This is a genomic window from Frateuria sp. Soil773 (assembly GCF_001428405.1).
Taxonomy (GTDB): domain Bacteria; phylum Pseudomonadota; class Gammaproteobacteria; order Xanthomonadales; family Rhodanobacteraceae; genus LMSL01.
The window spans coordinates 11311-28035 of record NZ_LMSL01000018.1; the positions used below are offsets into that span (position 1 = coordinate 11311).

Annotated in this window: 17 protein-coding genes; 8 read left to right on the forward strand and 9 right to left on the reverse strand. The window is 70.3% G+C overall.

What is annotated here, in order from left to right:
* The first annotated feature begins 96 nt into the window (after positions 1–96).
* From ASG87_RS07990 to ASG87_RS08005, 4 genes are all read left to right on the forward strand, one after another.
* Positions 97–816 (forward strand): pseudouridine synthase, encoded by a 720-nt coding sequence (locus ASG87_RS07990; protein ID WP_056003482.1) that lies wholly within the window; start codon positions 97–99, stop codon positions 814–816.
* 186 nt (positions 817–1002) lie between these two features.
* Positions 1003–1425 carry an alternative ribosome rescue aminoacyl-tRNA hydrolase ArfB gene (arfB, locus tag ASG87_RS07995; RefSeq protein WP_056003485.1) on the forward strand — a complete coding sequence of 141 codons (423 nt, stop codon included), beginning with the start codon at positions 1003–1005 and terminating at the stop codon, positions 1423–1425.
* A complete protein-coding gene (locus ASG87_RS08000) occupies positions 1422–2018 on the forward strand; it encodes a lysophospholipid acyltransferase family protein (RefSeq protein WP_056003489.1) in 597 nt (198 codons plus the stop codon). Before arfB ends, ASG87_RS08000 begins: the two co-directional genes overlap by 4 nt.
* A gap of 37 nt (positions 2019–2055) precedes the next feature.
* Positions 2056–2685, forward strand: a complete 630-nt coding sequence (locus ASG87_RS08005; RefSeq protein ID WP_056003490.1) for a LysE family translocator — start codon at positions 2056–2058, stop codon at positions 2683–2685.
* A 615-nt stretch (positions 2686–3300) separates the two neighbouring features.
* On the opposite strand, the gene ASG87_RS08010 is transcribed toward ASG87_RS08005, so the two are convergent.
* Complete coding sequence (locus ASG87_RS08010) at positions 3301–4326, reverse strand: LysR family transcriptional regulator (protein WP_056003493.1); 1026 nt, start codon at positions 4324–4326, stop codon at positions 3301–3303.
* Between the two features lie 128 nt (positions 4327–4454).
* Between ASG87_RS08010 and aceB the strand changes: the two genes are divergently transcribed.
* Complete coding sequence (gene aceB / locus ASG87_RS08015; RefSeq protein WP_056003496.1) at positions 4455–6071, forward strand: malate synthase A; 1617 nt, start codon at positions 4455–4457, stop codon at positions 6069–6071.
* Positions 6072–6156: 85 nt separating this feature from the next.
* The gene (gene aceA / locus ASG87_RS08020) at positions 6157–7452 is read left to right on the forward strand and encodes an isocitrate lyase (RefSeq protein WP_056003499.1); all 1296 of its coding nucleotides are present in this window, start codon (positions 6157–6159) and stop codon (positions 7450–7452) included.
* 95 nt (positions 7453–7547) lie between these two features.
* Here aceA and ASG87_RS08025 read toward each other — a convergent pair whose 3' ends face one another.
* From ASG87_RS08025 to ASG87_RS19280, 3 genes are all read right to left on the reverse strand, one after another.
* The gene (locus ASG87_RS08025) at positions 7548–9386 is read right to left on the reverse strand and encodes a sodium:proton antiporter (RefSeq protein WP_056003767.1); all 1839 of its coding nucleotides are present in this window, start codon (positions 9384–9386) and stop codon (positions 7548–7550) included.
* A gap of 227 nt (positions 9387–9613) precedes the next feature.
* Complete coding sequence (locus ASG87_RS08030) at positions 9614–11119, reverse strand: YifB family Mg chelatase-like AAA ATPase (protein WP_082582838.1); 1506 nt, start codon at positions 11117–11119, stop codon at positions 9614–9616.
* 147 nt (positions 11120–11266) lie between these two features.
* On the reverse strand, positions 11267–11524 hold the full coding sequence (locus ASG87_RS19280) for an accessory factor UbiK family protein (RefSeq protein WP_082582839.1): 258 nt from the start codon (positions 11522–11524) through the stop codon (positions 11267–11269).
* A gap of 189 nt (positions 11525–11713) precedes the next feature.
* Between ASG87_RS19280 and glnK the strand changes: the two genes are divergently transcribed.
* On the forward strand, positions 11714–12052 hold the full coding sequence (glnK, locus tag ASG87_RS08040) for a P-II family nitrogen regulator (RefSeq protein WP_056003506.1): 339 nt from the start codon (positions 11714–11716) through the stop codon (positions 12050–12052).
* 21 nt (positions 12053–12073) lie between these two features.
* Here glnK and ASG87_RS08045 read toward each other — a convergent pair whose 3' ends face one another.
* The gene (locus ASG87_RS08045) at positions 12074–12598 is read right to left on the reverse strand and encodes a hypothetical protein (RefSeq protein ID WP_056003509.1); all 525 of its coding nucleotides are present in this window, start codon (positions 12596–12598) and stop codon (positions 12074–12076) included.
* 109 nt (positions 12599–12707) lie between these two features.
* On the reverse strand, positions 12708–13451 hold the full coding sequence (gene gpmA, locus ASG87_RS08050) for a 2,3-diphosphoglycerate-dependent phosphoglycerate mutase (protein ID WP_056003511.1): 744 nt from the start codon (positions 13449–13451) through the stop codon (positions 12708–12710).
* 147 nt (positions 13452–13598) lie between these two features.
* On the opposite strand from gpmA, the gene ASG87_RS08055 reads away from it, so the two are divergent.
* A complete protein-coding gene (locus ASG87_RS08055) occupies positions 13599–14246 on the forward strand; it encodes a hypothetical protein (RefSeq protein WP_056003514.1) in 648 nt (215 codons plus the stop codon).
* A 73-nt stretch (positions 14247–14319) separates the two neighbouring features.
* Here the strand turns inward: ASG87_RS08055 and hemF are convergent, their stop codons facing one another.
* From hemF to ASG87_RS08070, 3 genes are all read right to left on the reverse strand, one after another.
* Complete coding sequence (gene hemF / locus ASG87_RS08060; protein WP_056003517.1) at positions 14320–15222, reverse strand: oxygen-dependent coproporphyrinogen oxidase; 903 nt, start codon at positions 15220–15222, stop codon at positions 14320–14322.
* 90 nt (positions 15223–15312) lie between these two features.
* Positions 15313–15813: a hypothetical protein gene (locus ASG87_RS08065; protein ID WP_056003520.1), complete on the reverse strand. Its 501-nt coding sequence runs from the start codon at positions 15811–15813 to the stop codon at positions 15313–15315.
* A gap of 97 nt (positions 15814–15910) precedes the next feature.
* Positions 15911–16627: a YdcF family protein gene (locus ASG87_RS08070; RefSeq protein WP_235499593.1), complete on the reverse strand. Its 717-nt coding sequence runs from the start codon at positions 16625–16627 to the stop codon at positions 15911–15913.
* Positions 16628–16725: the final 98 nt, after the last annotated feature.

Sequence of the window (16725 nt, forward strand, 5' to 3'; positions counted from 1 at the left end):
ACTTGTCACCAGCACTTTGGTTGCGGTGAGAAAGGCACTGGATTCCGGCTTTCGCCGGAATGACGGTTCAGAAAGCACATTGCCCCCCGAATCCCCATGCTCGACATCCTCCACCAGGACGACACCCTCATCGCGGTGAACAAGCCCGCCGGCCTCGCCGTGCACCGTTCGAAGATGGTGGGCAACGCCGACACCTTCCTGATCGACCTGCTGCGCGAGCAGGTCGGCGGCAGCGTGTACCTGGCGCACCGGCTGGACCGCGCCACCAGCGGCGTGCTGCTGGTGGCGCGCTCGACCGAAGTCGCCACCGCGCTCGGCGAGCAGTTCATGGGCCGCGAGGTGCACAAGCAGTACCTCGCCGTGGTGCGCGGCTGGCCGGAGCCGGAAGAGGCCCTGGTCGACTATCCGCTGCCCGGCTCGCGCGACAGCGGCCCGCGCCGCGAAGCGCGCACGCGCTACCGGCGGCTGGCTACGGTGGAGGTGCCGATCGCGCTTGGCCGCTATCCGCAGCAGCGCTATGCGCTGGTGCTGGCCGAGCCGGAGACCGGCCGCTTCCGGCAGATCCGCAAGCACATGGCGCACCTGCACCATCCGATCGTCGGCGACTGCCAGCACGGCCGCAGCGACCACAACCGCCTGTACAAGCAGCACTTCGGCTGCCACCGCATGCTGCTGCACGCGTGGCGCTTGCACTTCAGGCATCCGGCCAGCGGCGAGCCGATGACGCTGCGGGCGCCGCTCGACGAAGCCTACGCAAACCTGCTCGCCCGGTTCGGATGGACGCTGCCCGGGGATGCCGGGAACGGCATCGGCTAAAGCCCCGCTGGCTGCCTCCGTCTCGCCTGCGCCCGTCCTGCGCACGGCGGCGACGGCATGCGCGGCCCTGCCGGTTCCGGTTCCTCGCTTCCCAAAGCCATGGCCGTCCCGTGCGCCCCGCATGCGACCCGCCGGGCCGCCATGCAGGTTCTCGCTCCCTGCGGCGCCAGCCCCTAAACTTCCCGCATGCTGACGATCAGCCGCACCCTGTCCCTGCCCGAGTCCGAGCTGGTCGAGCGCTTCCTGCGCGCCGACGGCCCCGGCGGCCAGCACGTGAACCGCACCGAGAGCGCGGTGGAGCTGCGTTTCGACGTGGCCCGCTCGCCCTCGCTGCCGGACGAGGTGCGCGCGCGATTGCTGGCGCGGCGCGACCGCCGGCTCACCGACGACGGCGTGCTGGTGATCCAGGCGCGTCGCTTCCGCGACCAGGCGCGCAACCGCGACGACGCGCGCGAGCGGCTGGCCGAGATCGTCCGCGGCGCGCTGACCGCGCCGAAGAAGCGGGTGGCGACCCGGCCCACGCGCGCCTCGAAGGAACGCCGCCTGGCCGGCAAGCAGCAGCGCGGCCGGATCAAGCAGAACCGCTCGCGCAAGCCGGACCTCGAATGAAGGGATACCTTCCGACGCCCGCGCAACTGCCGCCGCGGATGCCGCAACTGCGCGACGGCTGGCAACGCCGCCTCTGCCGCGCCGTGCTGCGCCTGTGCGGCTGGAGCCTGTCCGGCGAATTCCCGGACGTGCCGAAGCTGGTGCTGATCGCCGCGCCGCATTCGTCCTGGTGGGACGGTGTGTGGGGCCTGCTGATCAAGGTGGCGATCGGTGCCGACGTGCACTTCATGGCCAAGCAGGAGCTGTTCCGCGGGCCGCTCGGCAGCCTGTTGCGCCGGCTCGGCGGCATGGCGATCGACCGCGGCGCCGCCAAGGGCGTGGTCGAGCAGATGGTCGACCAGTTCCGCCAGCGCGACCGGCTATGGCTGGGCATCGCGCCGGAAGGCACGCGCAAGCCGGTGGCGCGCTGGAAGAGCGGTTTCTGGCACATCGCCCGCGAGGCCGGCGTGCCGGTGTTTCCGGTGGCCTTCCACTACCCCGACAAGACCATCCGGCTCGGCCCGCTGTTCGCCGCCAGCGCCGACATGGACGCCGACCTTGCCCGCCTGCGCGCGTACTACGCGCCGTTCAAGGGCAAGCACCGCGACGTATGAACCCCGCCAGCAACCCCACTTTCGCCCTGGAATCCCCATGCTCGGCATCCAGCATTTCGACGCCTTCCTGCTCGCCTGCATCGCGCTGAACCTCACGCCCGGCCTGGACACCTTCTACATCCTCGCGCGCAGCGGGCGGGAGGGCCACGCGGTCGGCCTCGGCGCCGCGCTGGGCATCAATGCCGGCTGCGTGGTGCACACGCTGGCCGCGGTGCTGGGCATCTCGGCCCTGCTGATGGCCTCGGCGCTGGCCTTCAACGTGCTCAAGTACCTCGGCGCCGCCTACCTGGTCTGGATCGGCCTGCGCATGCTGCTGGCCCGGCAGGCGGCGCGCGCGCCCACGGTCACCCGCGGCACCGGCTTCGCCGCCGCGTTCCGCCAGGGCATGCTGACCAACGTGCTCAACCCGAAGGTGGCGCTGTTCTTCCTCGCCTTCCTGCCGCAGTTCGTGTCGATGCACGCGTCCCATCCGCAGCTCGGCCTGCTGGTGCTCGGCCTCAGCTTCATCGGCACCGGGCTGAGCTGGTCGCTGGTGCTGGCCCTGCTCGGCGGCCGCATCCATCGCCTGCTGCAGCGCCGCCCCACGCTGGGCCAGTGGATGGACCGCGTGTGTGGCACGGTGCTGCTCGGTTTCGGGTTGAAGCTGGCGTTGCAGCGCCAGGCTTGAAAGGCCGCTGGCAGATGGCCGTTGCGCGCACATTCAAGACAAGAACGACCTCTCCCGCACGACACGCGCGCTCCGCCCCCCATCCGTCATCACGGAAGCAAGGAGCCAGTGTCTTTGAAACCGAAGGCGCTGGATTCCTGCTTTCGCAGGAATGACGGGGGGTGAGGTTTCGCCCAGGCTGGGCGCTGCTTTTTTCGTGACACCTTACGGAAAGCTATCCGGGACTCGTCATCCTCGCGGAAGTGAGGAGCCGGTGACTTTGGAGCCAGCGGCGCTGGATTCCTGCTTTCGCTGGAATGACGGGGTGTGAGGTTCCGCCCAGGCTGGGCGGCGCTTCTTCGTGACACCTCACGGAAACCCATCCGGGACTCGCCATCCTCGCGGAAGCGAGGAGCCGGTGTCTTTGGAGCCAGAGGCGCTGGATTCCTGCTTTCGCGGGAATGACGGGCGGGAGATTTTGCCCGGGCACCGGCATCCTGATTCGCCGGGATGACCGCGCCATCGCGGTGGCGGCGTTCGTGGCCGCCTCGGCCGCGGGCAAGGCGGAGCGCGACGGGATTTGTCGCGGAACTTGCCCCCAAGGATGGTCGCCACATCCCAGCCGGCGCGAACCCCCTACCGTCCCGAATGCCCCGGCTCGTCGTAGTCGCGGTGGGTCAGCAGGCCGGGGCGGATCAGGTCGACGAAGGCCTGCGCCTCGGCGCTGAGGAACTTGCCCTTGCGCATCACCACGCCGTAGGCCCGCTGCGGGAAGTACTGGCGCATGTTGCGCACGGCCAGCCGCGCACGGTCGGCCCCGGTGATGCAGATGCCGGTGACGATCGAAATGCCCATGCCCATCGCGACGTATTCCTTGATCACGTCCCAGCCGCCGACCTCGATCGCCACCCGGTAGGGCACCTGCCGCTGCTGGAACACCAGGTCGACCAGCCGGTAGGTGGACAGCCGCTGCGGCGGCAGGATCAGGCCGTACGGCGACAAGTCCTCCAGCGCGATCCGCTCCTTCGCCGCCAGCGGGTGATCCGGCGGCATGATCAGCATCGGGTCGTAGTGCTGCACCGGCGCCCAGGCGATGTCGTTGGGCACGTCCAGCATGGAGCCGACCGCGAAGTCGGCCTCGTCGGCGCGCAGCATCGCCATGCCGTCCTTGCCGGTGACGTTGGCCAGTTGCAGTTGCACCGCCGGGAAGCGTTCGCGGTAGCGGCGCACCAGCTCCGGCAGCAGGTACTGGATGGTGGAGGTGCCCGCGGCGATGGTGAGCTTGCCGGCCTGCATGCCCTGCACCCGCGCCTGGAAATCGCGGTCGAGGTTGTCCCAGCCTTCCACCAGCGGGCGCGCCAGCTCGTACAGCGCCTCGCCGGCGTCGGTGAGGTTGATGCGCCGGCGGCTGCGTTCGAGCAGGGCCATGCCCAGCTCGCGCTCCAGGGCCTGCAATTGCAGGGTCACCGTGGGCTGCGACAGGTACAGCGCCTCGGCGGCGCGGCTGAGCGTGCCCAGCTTCACGATCTGCACGAAGGCGCGCAGTTGCTTGTGCCGGTTGCCCTTGTAGTAGAAACGCGCCGCCTCGGCGGCATCCCGCGCTTTCGGGGCGGCACGCGACCGTTTCCTGGGCTTGTTTGGCTTGCCGACAGGGGATTTCATGGCTTGAGCGTCAATACCTTGCAGTATGTATTGAGTATGACAATACCAAAGATTGAAACATTTGCTTTGTCAAAGCTTATTTCGACGCCCTAGTTTCCATCGTGTCGCAACGCAACGGAAACTTCGCCATGGCCGTCCCCAAGGAACAGATGCAATCCTCCCGTCCGGCGACCCTGCTGGGCACGCCAGAGCCGCGCCATGCGGCGATCCTCACCCCGGCCGCCCTGCGATTTCTCGGCGGGCTGCATGCGCGCTTCGACGCCACCCGCCGCTGGCGCCTGCACGAGCGCCGCCAGCGCCAGGCCTGCTACGACGCCGGCGCCCTGCCCAACTTCCGCGGCGATACCCGCGCGATCCGCGAGGCCGACTGGACGGTGGCGCCGATCCCGGCCGCGCTGCAGGATCGCCGCGTCGAGATCACCGGGCCGGTCGAGCGCAAGATGATCATCAATGCGCTGAACTCCGGCGCGAAGGTGTTCATGGCCGATTTCGAGGACTCATCCTCGCCCAGCCTGGCCAACCAGCTCGACGGCCAGCTCAACCTGCGCGACGCGGTGGCCGGCACCCTCGCGTACACCTCGCCCGAGGGGAAGGCCTACCGCGTCGGCGCGAACCCGGCGGTGCTGGTGGTGCGCCCGCGCGGCTGGCACCTGCCGGAGAAGCACCTGCTCGTCGACGGCGAGCCGATGTCCGGCGCCCTGGTCGACTTCGGCCTGTTCGCGTTCCACAACGCCCGCGCGCTGCAGGCGCGCGACCGCGGCCCGTACTTCTACCTGCCCAAGCTCGAATGCATGGAGGAGGCGGCGCTGTGGGACGAGGTGATGGACTACGCCGAGGACGAGTTGAATCTGCCGGCCGGCTGCATGAAGGCCACCGTGCTGATCGAGACGCTGCCGGCGGTGTTCCAGATGGACGAGATCCTGCACGCCCTGCGCAAGCGGGCGGTGGGCCTGAACTGCGGGCGCTGGGACTACATCTTCTCCTACCTGAAGACCCTTCGCGGCCACCGCGACCGCCTGCTGCCCGAACGCGGCCAGGTGCAGATGACGGTGCCGTTCCTGAAAGCCTATTCGGAACTGCTGATCCGCACCTGCCACCGCCGCGGCGCGTTCGCGATGGGCGGCATGGCGGCGCAGATCCCGATCAAGGGCGACGAGGCGGCAAACGAGGCCGCGCTCGCCAAGGTGCGCGCCGACAAGCTGCGCGAGGTGCAGGCCGGCCACGACGGCACCTGGGTGGCGCACCCGGCGCTGGTGCCGGTGGCGCAGGGCGTGTTCGACCGGCACATGCCCACGCCGAACCAGTTGCACGTGCTGCGCGAGGACGTGCAGGCCAGCCGCGACCGGTTGCTGGCGCCGTGCGCCGGCACGATCACACGCGCCGGCTTCGACAACAACGTCGAGGTGGCGCTGCGCTACACCGCCGCCTGGCTGGACGGCCTGGGCTGCGTGCCGATCCATCACCTGATGGAAGACGCCGCCACCGCCGAGATCGCCCGCGCGCAACTGTGGCAATGGCTGCACCACGCCGACGGCGGCGCGGGCGGCCTCGAATTCCCCGATCACGCGCCGATCGACTTCGCCCTGTTCGACCATGCGCTCGCCGCGCACGCCCACCGGCTGCGCGAGAGCCGGCATCCCGGCGCCGCGCGCGCCGACGACGCCGCCGCACTGCTGTCGGAACTGGTCCACGCCGACACGCTCGCCGACTTCCTCACCCTGCCCGCCTACGGCCGGCTCGCCTGAGTCGTCCTTCCGCAAAGCGGCTCCAGCACCGCGACCCGACGCGGCAGCCGCCCGCATACGAAATCCTCTGCCACGGAGTCCCGCCATGAAGAGCCCCCTGCCCACCGCCGAACAGATCGCCCTGGACTGGAAGAACAATCCCCGCTGGGCCGGCATCCGGCGCAATTACTCCGCCGAGGACGTGGCGCGCCTGCGCGGCACCGTCGCGGTCGAGCATTCGCTGGCCCGGCGCGGCGCCGAGCGGCTGTGGACCTCGCTGCACAAGGAGGATTTCGTCAATGCGCTCGGCGCGCTCACCGGCAACCAGGCGATGCAGCAGGTCAAGGCCGGCCTGCAGGCGATCTACCTCAGCGGCTGGCAGGTCGCCGCCGACGCCAACGTGGCCGGCGAGATGTATCCGGACCAGTCGCTCTACCCGGCCAACTCGGTGCCGCTGGTGGTCAAGCGCATCAACAACACCCTGCTTCGCGCCGACCAGTTGCACCACGCCGAAGGCAACGATGCGATCGACTGGCTGGTGCCCATCGTGGCCGACGCCGAGGCCGGCTTCGGTGGCGTGCTCAACGCCTTCGAGCTGATGAAGGCGATGATCGAGGCCGGCGCCGCCGGCGTGCACTTCGAGGACCAGCTCGCCTCGGTGAAGAAGTGCGGCCACATGGGCGGCAAGGTGCTGGTGCCGACCCGCGAGGCGGTAGACAAGCTCAACGCCGCGCGGCTGGCCGCCGACGTCGCCGGCGTGCCGACCCTGATCGTGGCGCGCACCGACGCGGACGCGGCCGACCTGCTCACCTCCGACATCGACGCCAACGACCGGCCGTTCGTCACCGGCGAACGCACCGTGGAAGGCTTCTTCCGCGTGCGCCCCGGCCTGGACCAGGCGATCAGCCGCGGCCTCGCCTACGCGCCCTACGCCGACCTGGTCTGGTGCGAGACCAGCAAGCCGAACCTGGACGACGCGCGCCGCTTCGCCGAAGCCATCCACGCAAAGTTCCCGGGCAAGCTGCTGGCCTACAACTGCTCGCCCAGCTTCAACTGGAAGAAGAACCTCGACGACGCCACCATCGCGACATTCCAGCGCGAGCTCGGCGCCATGGGCTACAAGTTCCAGTTCATCACCCTGGCCGGCTTCCACAGCCTCAACTACGGCATGTTCGACCTGGCCCACGGCTACGCGCGGCGCCAGATGAGCGCCTTCGTGGAGTTGCAGGAGAAGGAGTTCGCCGCCGCCGAACGCGGCTTCACCGCGGTGAAGCACCAGCGCGAGGTGGGCACCGGCTATTTCGACCAGGTGACCCAGGCGATCCAGCAGGGCCAGTCCTCGACCACCGCGCTGAAGGGCTCGACCGAGGAAGCGCAGTTCAGGCAGGCCTCGGCCGCCTAGACGCCGCGATGCCGGCCGGGGTCGCGCCGCGAGGCGGCCGGCCCCGGGCACGCCAGACGCCCCGCTGCCCGGCGGCCGGCATAACCCCGCTCCGATCAGGCATCGGGCAGCTCGGACAGCGGCCGGTCGCCCGCAGGCGGCGCGCCCTGTTCCACCATCGGCGGCACCAGGGCGATCACCTGCCAGCCCGGCTTCGGTTCCAGCACGCGCTTGGACGAAGCCACGCGCAACGCACCGCGCTCCTCCACGCCGAACAGCAGCACCGAGTCCGCACCGTACTGCGCGATGAAGTGCGGCCAGTCGAACGCCGCGGTGAGCCGGGTCGACTTGATCCGCCAGCCCTGTTCCAGCAACTCGGCGAAGCGGGCATGGGTCATCGATTCGTCGAACAGCGGCGGCGCCAGCAGGCTTCCGGCGAGCGCCGCGCGGTCGGTGTTCTCGTGCGGCGCCAGGTTGCGCAGGCGGTAGACCTTCTCGCGGCCGAACTCCTGGCGGTAGTGCACGCAGGCCAGCGAGTTGCGCTCGCGGTGGGTCGACATCGCCAGCAGCCGGCCGATGCCGGTGAGGTCGAGATTGCGCTCGGCGTGCGGCGAGGCCGGGTTGCCGTAGAACGTGGTGAGCCCATCCATCCGCGCGCGGCGAATGCCGTCCCATTCGTCGTCGGCCAGCACCACGCGGAAGCCGGCGTCGGCCAGCGCCTTGGCCACCGCGCGCGCCACCGTATCGGAGCCGAACACCAGCACGCCGCGCGGCTCCGGCTCCGCCACCTTCAGCCATAGTGCAAGCGGCCGCGCAGTGGCGCTCTGCAGCACCACGGTGCCGATGATCAGGATGAACACCAGCGGCACCAGCGCGTCGGCGCCAGGCATGCCCAGGTCTTCCAGGCGCAGCGCGAACAGGGCCGATACCGAGGCCGCCACGATGCCGCGCGGCGCCACCCAGGCGATCAGCGTGCGCTCGCGCCAGTTCAGCGAACTGCCGATGCTGGAGATCAGCACGGTCAGCGGCCGCACCACCAGTTGCGCGACCAGGAAGATCGCGATGCCCGCCCACAGCATGCCGTCCGGCAGCGGCCATTGCAGCCGCGCCGCGAGCAGGATGAACAGGCTCGACACCAGCAGCGTGGTGAGGTTTTCCTTGAAGTCGAGGATGTCGTCGATGTGCACGCCGCGGATGTTGCCCAGCGCGATGCCCATGATCGTCACCGCCAGCAGGCCCGACTCGTGGGTGATCGCGTTGGACGCGCTGAAGGTCAGCAGCACCGCCGCCAGCACGCCGTAGTTCTGCAGGTATTCGGGAATAAGCTGGCGCCGCAGCAGGAAGGCCAGCACCCATGCCGCCAACGCGCCGCTGCCGGCGCCGCTGGCCAGCGTGGCGAGGAAGATGCCGATGGTGTGCCCTTCCTGGCGCGACACGATCGCCTCGTAGATCAGCACCGCGAACAGCGCGCCGAGCGGGTCGATCACGATGCCTTCCCAGCGCAGCGTGTTGGCGATGCGCGCGTTGGGCCGCAGCGTGCGCAGCATCGGCGCGATCACGGTGGGCCCGGTGACGCAGGTGAGCGCGCCGAACAGCAGGGCGATCGGCCAGGCCAGCCCCGCGATCAGGTGCGCCGCCAGCGCCAGCAGCAGCAGCGCGGCGATCGCGCCGTAGCTGACCAGCCCGCGCACCGCGCGGCCGATGCCTGGCAGTTCGTGGAAGCGCAGGGTCAGGCTGCCCTCGAACAGGATCAGCGCCACCGACAGCGACACCATCGGGAACAGCAGGTCGCCCAGCAGCCTGTCCGGCAGCAGCAGCCCGCTGACCGGCCCCAGCACGATGCCGGCCAGCAGCAGGAACAGGATCGCCGGCAGCTTCACCCGCCACGCCAGCCACTGCGCGAGGAAGCCGATGCCGAGCATGCACGCCAGCGTGAAGCCGAGTTCGAGTGTCATCCGCAGTCCTTCGCCATGCGAGCCGGGCACGGTATCGGAACACGCGCGAAACGGCGCGTCCAGCAACGAAAGGGAGGGGAGAAAAGAGCAGCCCCGGTATCGGGCGGGAGGGGGGAGGGAGACCGATACCGGGGCGCGGGCCGGTTATTAGAAAACCGACAAGTGCAGATATTACCCAGGGCCGGGCACAAGTCAATACCCGTCAGTACAAAAATTGCATCCCGTCCTCAGAAACGCCGGTATTGCAACGCCTCGGCCAGGTGCGAGCGGTCCAGCAGGCCCGCCCCGCCGTCCAGGTCGGCGATCGTGCGGGCCACCCGCAGGGTGCGGTGGTAGGCCCGCGCGGACAGGCCCAGCCGTTCCAGCGCACCCTCGAACCAATGCCGCTCGGCGGCTCCCAGGGCGCAATCGCGCTCCAGTTCGCGGGTGCTGATCTCCGCATTGGGGCGGCCGGCCCGCTTCAGCGATTGGTGGCGGGCCTTGATCACCCGCTCCCGCACGGTGGCCGAATCCTCGTCGTAGAGACTGCGCGGCGCGCCCAGTTCGGCCAGCGGCACGCGCGGCACCTCCACGCACAGGTCGATCCGGTCCAGCAGCGGCCCGGAAATGCGCGCGCGGTAGCGCTGGATCTGGTCCGGCGTGCACTGGCAGCGCTGGCGCGCGTCGCCGGCATAGCCGCAGGGACAGGGATTCATCGCGGCCACCAGTTGGAACTGCGCCGGGAACGCGGACTGCCGCGCCGCGCGCGAGATCACGATGTGGCCGGACTCCAGCGGCTCGCGCAGCACCTCGAGCACGTGCCGGCTGAACTCCGGCAGCTCGTCGAGGAACAGCACGCCGTTGTGCGCCAGCGAGATCTCGCCCGGCCGCGGGCACGAGCCGCCGCCCACCAGGGCCACCGCCGAGGCGGTATGGTGCGGCGCCCGGAACGGCCGGCGTCGCCACAGCGCGGGGTCCACGCTCTGCCCCGCCACCGACAGCACGGCGCAGGTCTCCAGCGCCTCCGATTCGGTCAGCGGCGGCAGGATGCCGGGCAGGCGCTCGGCCAGCATGGTCTTGCCGGTGCCCGGCGGTCCGACCAGCAGCAGGTGGTGGCCACCGACCGCGGCGATCTCCAGCGCGCGCCGCGCCTGCAGTTGCCCGCGCACGTCGATCAGGTCCGGACCGTGGCCGGCAGCCTCGTCCGCGGCGGCCGCGCCGGCCTGCGGCGCCGCCAGGTCCTGGGCGCCGCGCAGCCAGCCGCAAACCTCGGCCAGGTTGTCCGCCACCAGCACGTCGGCATCGGCGACCAGCGCCGCCTCGTTCGCGTTCGCACGCGGCACCACGATGCGGCGGCCGCGCGCGCGCGCGCGCAGCAGGGCGGGCAGCACGCCCGGCACGCTGCGCAGGTCGCCGGACAGCGCCAGCTCGCCCAGGAATTCGCAATCGTCCAGCCGCTCGCGCGGCACCTGGCCGCCGGCGGCCAGGATGCCCAGCGCGATCGCCAGGTCGAAGCGGCCGCCTTCCTTGGGCAGCTCGGCCGGCGCGAGATTCACCGTCACCTTGCGGTTGGGATATTCGAACGCGGTGTTCTGGATCGCCACGCGCACGCGATCGCGCGCCTCGCGCACGGCCGCCTCGGGCAGGCCGACGATCTGGGTGCCGGGCAGGCCGCCGGAAAGGTGGACCTCCACCATCACCTGCGGCGCCGTCACTCCCTGCTGTGCACGGCTGAGCGTAACCGCCAGGCTCATGCGGGCGGCAGGCCCTGTTCCACGATGTTGCCGCTGCCATGCACCGACATCGAGCGACTCCATCGACGAGCGAATAAATAACCGCCCCCGATCGTTCTCGGGGTGAGGGTGACTGATCGGGGGCGGCTCCCGGGAGCTTGGGTGATGCTAGGGTCCGCTTGGAGCTGCGGCGGCCTCGAGTTCGGCCACGCGCCGCTCCAGTTCGTCGACCTTGGCGCGGGTGCGCGCCAACAGTTGGCACTGGACGTCGAACTCTTCGCGGGTGACCAGCTCGAGGCGACGCAATCCTTGCGCCAGGACATCGCGAAAGTTGGTTTGCAGATCCTGATGCGCCCGTGCCAATCCTGGCGGTACCAACGAAACAAGTCGCAGGGCAATTTGGTCGATATCCCGCCGATCCATCATGGATGGCACCTCGAACTTGTCGGGATGAAGTCTAGATAAACGGGATGTAGGGGCGCCATCGGCCTGCTCCGCTTGAGGTTGTAGGCATTTTCCTACAAGAGGCAAAGTGAGGCGACAGTCGCAGATCCTCGCGGCACAATGTCAGGCCCTGCCGCGAACCGGGGTTCGCGGCCAACGAGAGGAGCATCCATGAAGCTGGTCGTGGCGGTGATCAAGCCGTTCAAGCTGGACGACGTGCGCGAGGCGCTGGCCGAGGTCGGCGTACAGGGCATCACGGTGACCGAGGTGAAGGGTTTCGGCCGCCAGAAGGGCCACACCGAGCTGTACCGCGGCGCGGAGTACGTGGTCGACTTCCTGCCGAAGATCAAGCTGGAGGTCGCCGTGGCGGACGACCAGTTGGACCGGGTGATCGAGGCGATCCAGCAATCGGCCCGCACCGGCAAGATCGGCGACGGCAAGATCTTCGTCAGCCCGCTGGAGCAGGTGATCCGCATCCGCACCGGCGAGCTGGACACCGACGCCCTGTGAGCGCCGGCCGCGGCGCCGGGGTCAACCGGTCGCCTGCGTCCGCTCGAACCGGCGGTGGTGGACCAGCAGGCCGGCGTAGTAGCTGACGTAGTAGCCGATCGTCAGGCCGAGCACGAGCAGGGTCAGCGGGCTGTTGCCGAACTGCGGGGCATGGGCCGCGGCGACGCTCTGGCCCATCGCCGGCGTCAGTACCAGGAAGCGCCAGGCGATGCGTCCGGCCAGCAGCACGGTCAGCGCGCCGCCGATCCACGGGTTCGGTATATAGGCGTCGGCTCCATCGGCGCCGCGCTCGAAGCGGGTCAGCCGCAGGCCGAGCAGGCCCAGCGCGACGCCGCCGGCGAGGCCGCCGAGCAGTCCCTCCAGCAACCGCACATCCTGCAGTCCGCCCAACCCGCAAAGCACGGCGAGCGCGCCCAGGATCGCGATGCGCGCGACCATGCGCCCGCGGCGGATCGGCTGGCGCCCGAAGCTGCCGCGCACGCGGCGCCATACGGCGAATGCCATCAGCGGCGCCATCACCATCGGCATGACCATTTGCGGCGTCATCGGCGAAACCCTCCCAGGAAGATGCCGACAGGCTAGCGGCCGGAGCGGCGCCCGGCCATCGACACACCGCAGCCATCGCGGATGACGGCTGTCACCCGCGATGCGCGGTTCAGCCGGCCTTGCCCTGGCTGGCCACCGCGGCCATCTTGGCGGCGATCGCCTCGGCGTCGCCCAGGTAGTAGCTGCGCTGCGGCTTGAGCGCGGCGTCGAACTCGTACACCAGCGGCACGCCGTTGGGCACGTTCATCTCCACGATCGCCTCGTCGGAGATGTTGTCCAGGTACTTGATCAGCGCGCGCAGCGAATTGCCGTGCGCCACCACCACCACGCGCTGGCCGCTGCGGATCGCCGGCGCCAGCACTTCGTGCCAGTACGGCAGCACGCGGGCGACGGTGTCCTTCAGGCATTCGGTGTCGGGGATGTCCTTCGGGTCGAGGCCGGCGTAGCGCGGATCGTCCAGCAGCTCGTTCGCCGCGCGGTCCAGCGCCGGCGGCGGGATGTCGTAGCTGCGGCGCCAGATCTTCACCTGCTCCTGGCCGTACCTGGCGGCGGTCTCGGCCTTGTTGAGGCCGGTCAGCGCGCCGTAGTGGCGTTCGTTGAGGCGCCAGTCGGTGAGCACCGGGATCCACATCAGGTCCATCGCGTCCTGCACGCCCCACAGCGTGCGCACGGCGCGCTTGAGCACCGAGGTGTGCGCGACGTCGAAGGCGTAGCCGGCCTCCAGCAGCAGGCGTCCGGCCTCCTGCGCCTCGGCCATGCCCTGCGCGGTGATGTCGACGTCGGCCCAGCCGCTGAAGCGGTTGTCGAGGTTCCATTGGGACTGGCCGTGGCGGATCAGTACGAGCTTGTGCATGGCGGCGGATCGCTGGTCGGAAACGCGAAATGGTGAGGCGCGGGCGCGGAACCGTCAAATCGCCCCTGCCGAAGGTCACCCTAAACCAGGCTCGCGGCCGGCGCATCGAAACCGCAGACTATCCCGACAGCCCAAGGAGACACCCCCATGCGCCGCATCCTGCTCACCCTCGCGCTCGCCCTGCCGCTGGCAGGCCTTGCCCAGGACAACGACATCGACAAGGTCAACGGCACCGCGCGCGTCGAGGCCGGGCAGCAGGCCGGCGACGTCAGCACGGTCAACGGCGCGGTGCGCATCGCCGAGCGCGCCGTGGTGAAGGAAGCCAGCACGGTCAACGGCGAGGTGGAGCTGGGCGAGAAGGCCCAGGCCAGCAAGCTCGGTACGGTCAACGGCTCGGTGGACATGGGCGCCGGCAGCCGGGTCAGCGGCGAGGTGGAAACGGTCAACGGCGGCATCCGGCTCGGCAAGGGCGCCGACGTCGCCGGCAAGCTGTCCAACGTCAACGGCACGATCGCGCTGGACGCGGCGCACGTGGGCGGCGGCATCGCGACGGTCAACGGCGACATCGACATCGGCGCCGGCTCGCGCGTCGAGGGCGGCATCCTGGTCGACAAGTCCAATAGCTGGTTCCACTTCGGCACGAGCCGCGTGCCGCGCGTGGTGATCGGCCCGCACGCGGTGGTGCAGGGCACCCTGGAATTCCGCCACGAGGTGGTGCTGCAGGTCAGCGACAGCGCGCAGATCGGCCCGGTGAAGGGCGCCACGCCGGTGAAGTTCAGCGGCGCGCAGCCGTAGCCCGAGGGGCGGGCGGGAACAGGCCCTGAAAGAAGGGGCGCCGGCATACCCGCCGCGCGCCCTTCGCGCGCGCCTACAGCCAGTCGCGCGGCTTCAGGTAGTCGGCCAGCCGAGCCTCGGGCGAACCGGGCTCGGGCGCGTAGGCGTATTCGAAGCGCACCCGCGGCGGCAGGCTCATCAGGATCGATTCGGTGCGCCCGCCCGACTGCAGGCCGAACAGGGTGCCACGGTCCCACACCAGGTTGAACTCCACGTAGCGGCCGCGCCGGTACAGCTGGAACTCGCGTTCGCGCTCGCCGTAGGGCGTGTCGCGGCGGCGCTCGACGATCGGCGCGTAGGCGTCGAGGAAGCCCTGCCCTACCGCCTGGGTGAAACCGAAGCAGCGCTCGAAGCCGCCTTCGTTGAGGTCGTCGTAGAACAGCCCGCCGACGCCGCGCGTCTCGCCTCGGTGCCTGAGGGTGAAGTACTCGTCGCACCATCGCTTGTAGCGCGGGTATACGTCGCCGCCGTAGGGCGCGCACAGGTCGCGCGCCACCGTGTGCCAGTGCACCACGTCCTCGTCGAACGGATAGAACGGGGTCAGGTCGAAGCCGCCGCCGAACCACCACACCGGCTCCACGCCCTCCTTGCTCGCCTCGAAATAGCGCACGTTGGCGTGCGTGGTCGGCACGTAGGGATTCTTCGGATGCAGCACCAGCGAGACGCCGGTGGCGACGAAGCTGCCGCCGGCCAGCTCCGGCCGGTGCGCGGTGGCGCTGGGCGGGAGCTGGTTGCCCGATACCCGGGAGAAGTTGACCCCGGCCTGCTCGAACACCGCACCGTCGCGCAGCACGCGGGTGCGCCCGCCGCCGCCGGCCTCGCGTACCCAAGCGTCCTCGACGAAGCGCGCGCCGCCATCGAGCTGCTCGACGGCGGCGCAGATGCGGTCCTGCAGGGCGCGCAGGAAGGTTTCGGCCCGGTCGGCTTGCTGGCTCATCGGATCGTCCGTCTTCGATTCACCGCGGCAGCTTAGCAAGCCGCGCACGCGGCGCCGCTGCGTCACGGCGCCGCGCGGGACTGATCCGGATCAGGGCGGGCTGCGTCGCAGGTTGGCGCGGATGTCGCCGGTCAGGCGGTCGATCGGTTCCAGGTAGCGCGCGTGGATCTGCCGGTTGCCGGCGCGCTCGCCCTCATCCTCGCCCAGGTTCGCGCCGTCCACGTAGGCGACGTGTACCGCCTGCGCGTCGTAATCGATGCGGATGCGCGCCTCGTGTGCGCGCAGGCGCAGCGTGGCATCGAAATGATCCGCCCGCTGCGCCGTCACCGCCCAGTGGCGATATGCCAACGCCTGCTCGATCGACCGGGCCACGTCGGCAAGTGCGACGCCGGCCGGCACACCGACCGGGGCCGGGTCGGCCAACGCATCCGCCCGCGCCGAGCGCCCGGCCGACAGGATCGCCAGCAACGCCACGAACAGCGCCAGGCAGGCCACCATCCAGCGCCTGGGCATGGCCGGGTGCGGCCGCAGCATGCGCCACGCCAGCCAGAACGGCAGCGCCGCCAAAGACAGCACGCGCGAACGCGGCATCGGACTCCCCCACGAAGTACCGCGGTCGTCGCGGCCGCGGCAGTCTGCTCAGATCGAGGCCGACAAGCAAGTCAGCGAATGCCGACACGTTGCGTCTTCAACTGATCCGCTGCGCCATCCGCCGGTGGCCGATCAGGCGCGCCCAGCGCACGCCGAGGTCGATCCACATCAGGTAGGTGGCCTCCACCAGCAGCAGGCCGACATAGCGCCGGTCCAGCACCAGCGCCTCCTCGGCGGCCACCGGCAGGCCGTCGAAGCCGAGCCGCCGCGCCAGCGACAGGCAGCGGGCCAGGTGGTAACGGCTGGTCAGCAGGGCGACCGGCGGCCGCAGGCCGGCGGCGTCCGAGGGCAGCAGGGCGCGGGCGTGGCGCAGGTTCTCCAGCGAATCGACCGAATCCTGCTCCAGTTGCACCGGCAGTTCGCCCGGCAGGCCCTGCTGGCGCAGCCAGGCATAGCCGGCGGCGGCCTCGCTGAGCCGGCCGCCGCCGTGCCCGCCCAGCAGCAGCAGGGAACTGGCCAGCCGCGCCCGCGCCAGCGCGAAGGCGCGGCCCAGCCGCTGGCGGTAGTCCGGCCCGGGCAGGTCGCCGTGCAGGCGCCGCCCGAACACCAGCACGGCCATCGGCCGCGGCGGCGCCACCGGGCTGCGCGCGGCGACGCGCCACACGTGCAGCAGGTAGCCCAGCCAGACCAGGCCGCCGCTCGCCACTATGGCGAACAGCGCGACCACCGCCGCGTGCAGCACGTCGCAGTCGCCCAGATAGCGCCAGGGCGAGCGCGGGGCGGACGGGATTGTCGCGGGAGGGATCGTCGACACGAAGCGGGCCGGCCACGGGTGGCCCGCGAGTGTGCGCAGCCGGTCCGGCCGATGCAATCCCTTCACCTCGATGAATGCCGGCGTGCCCCGGCGCAGCC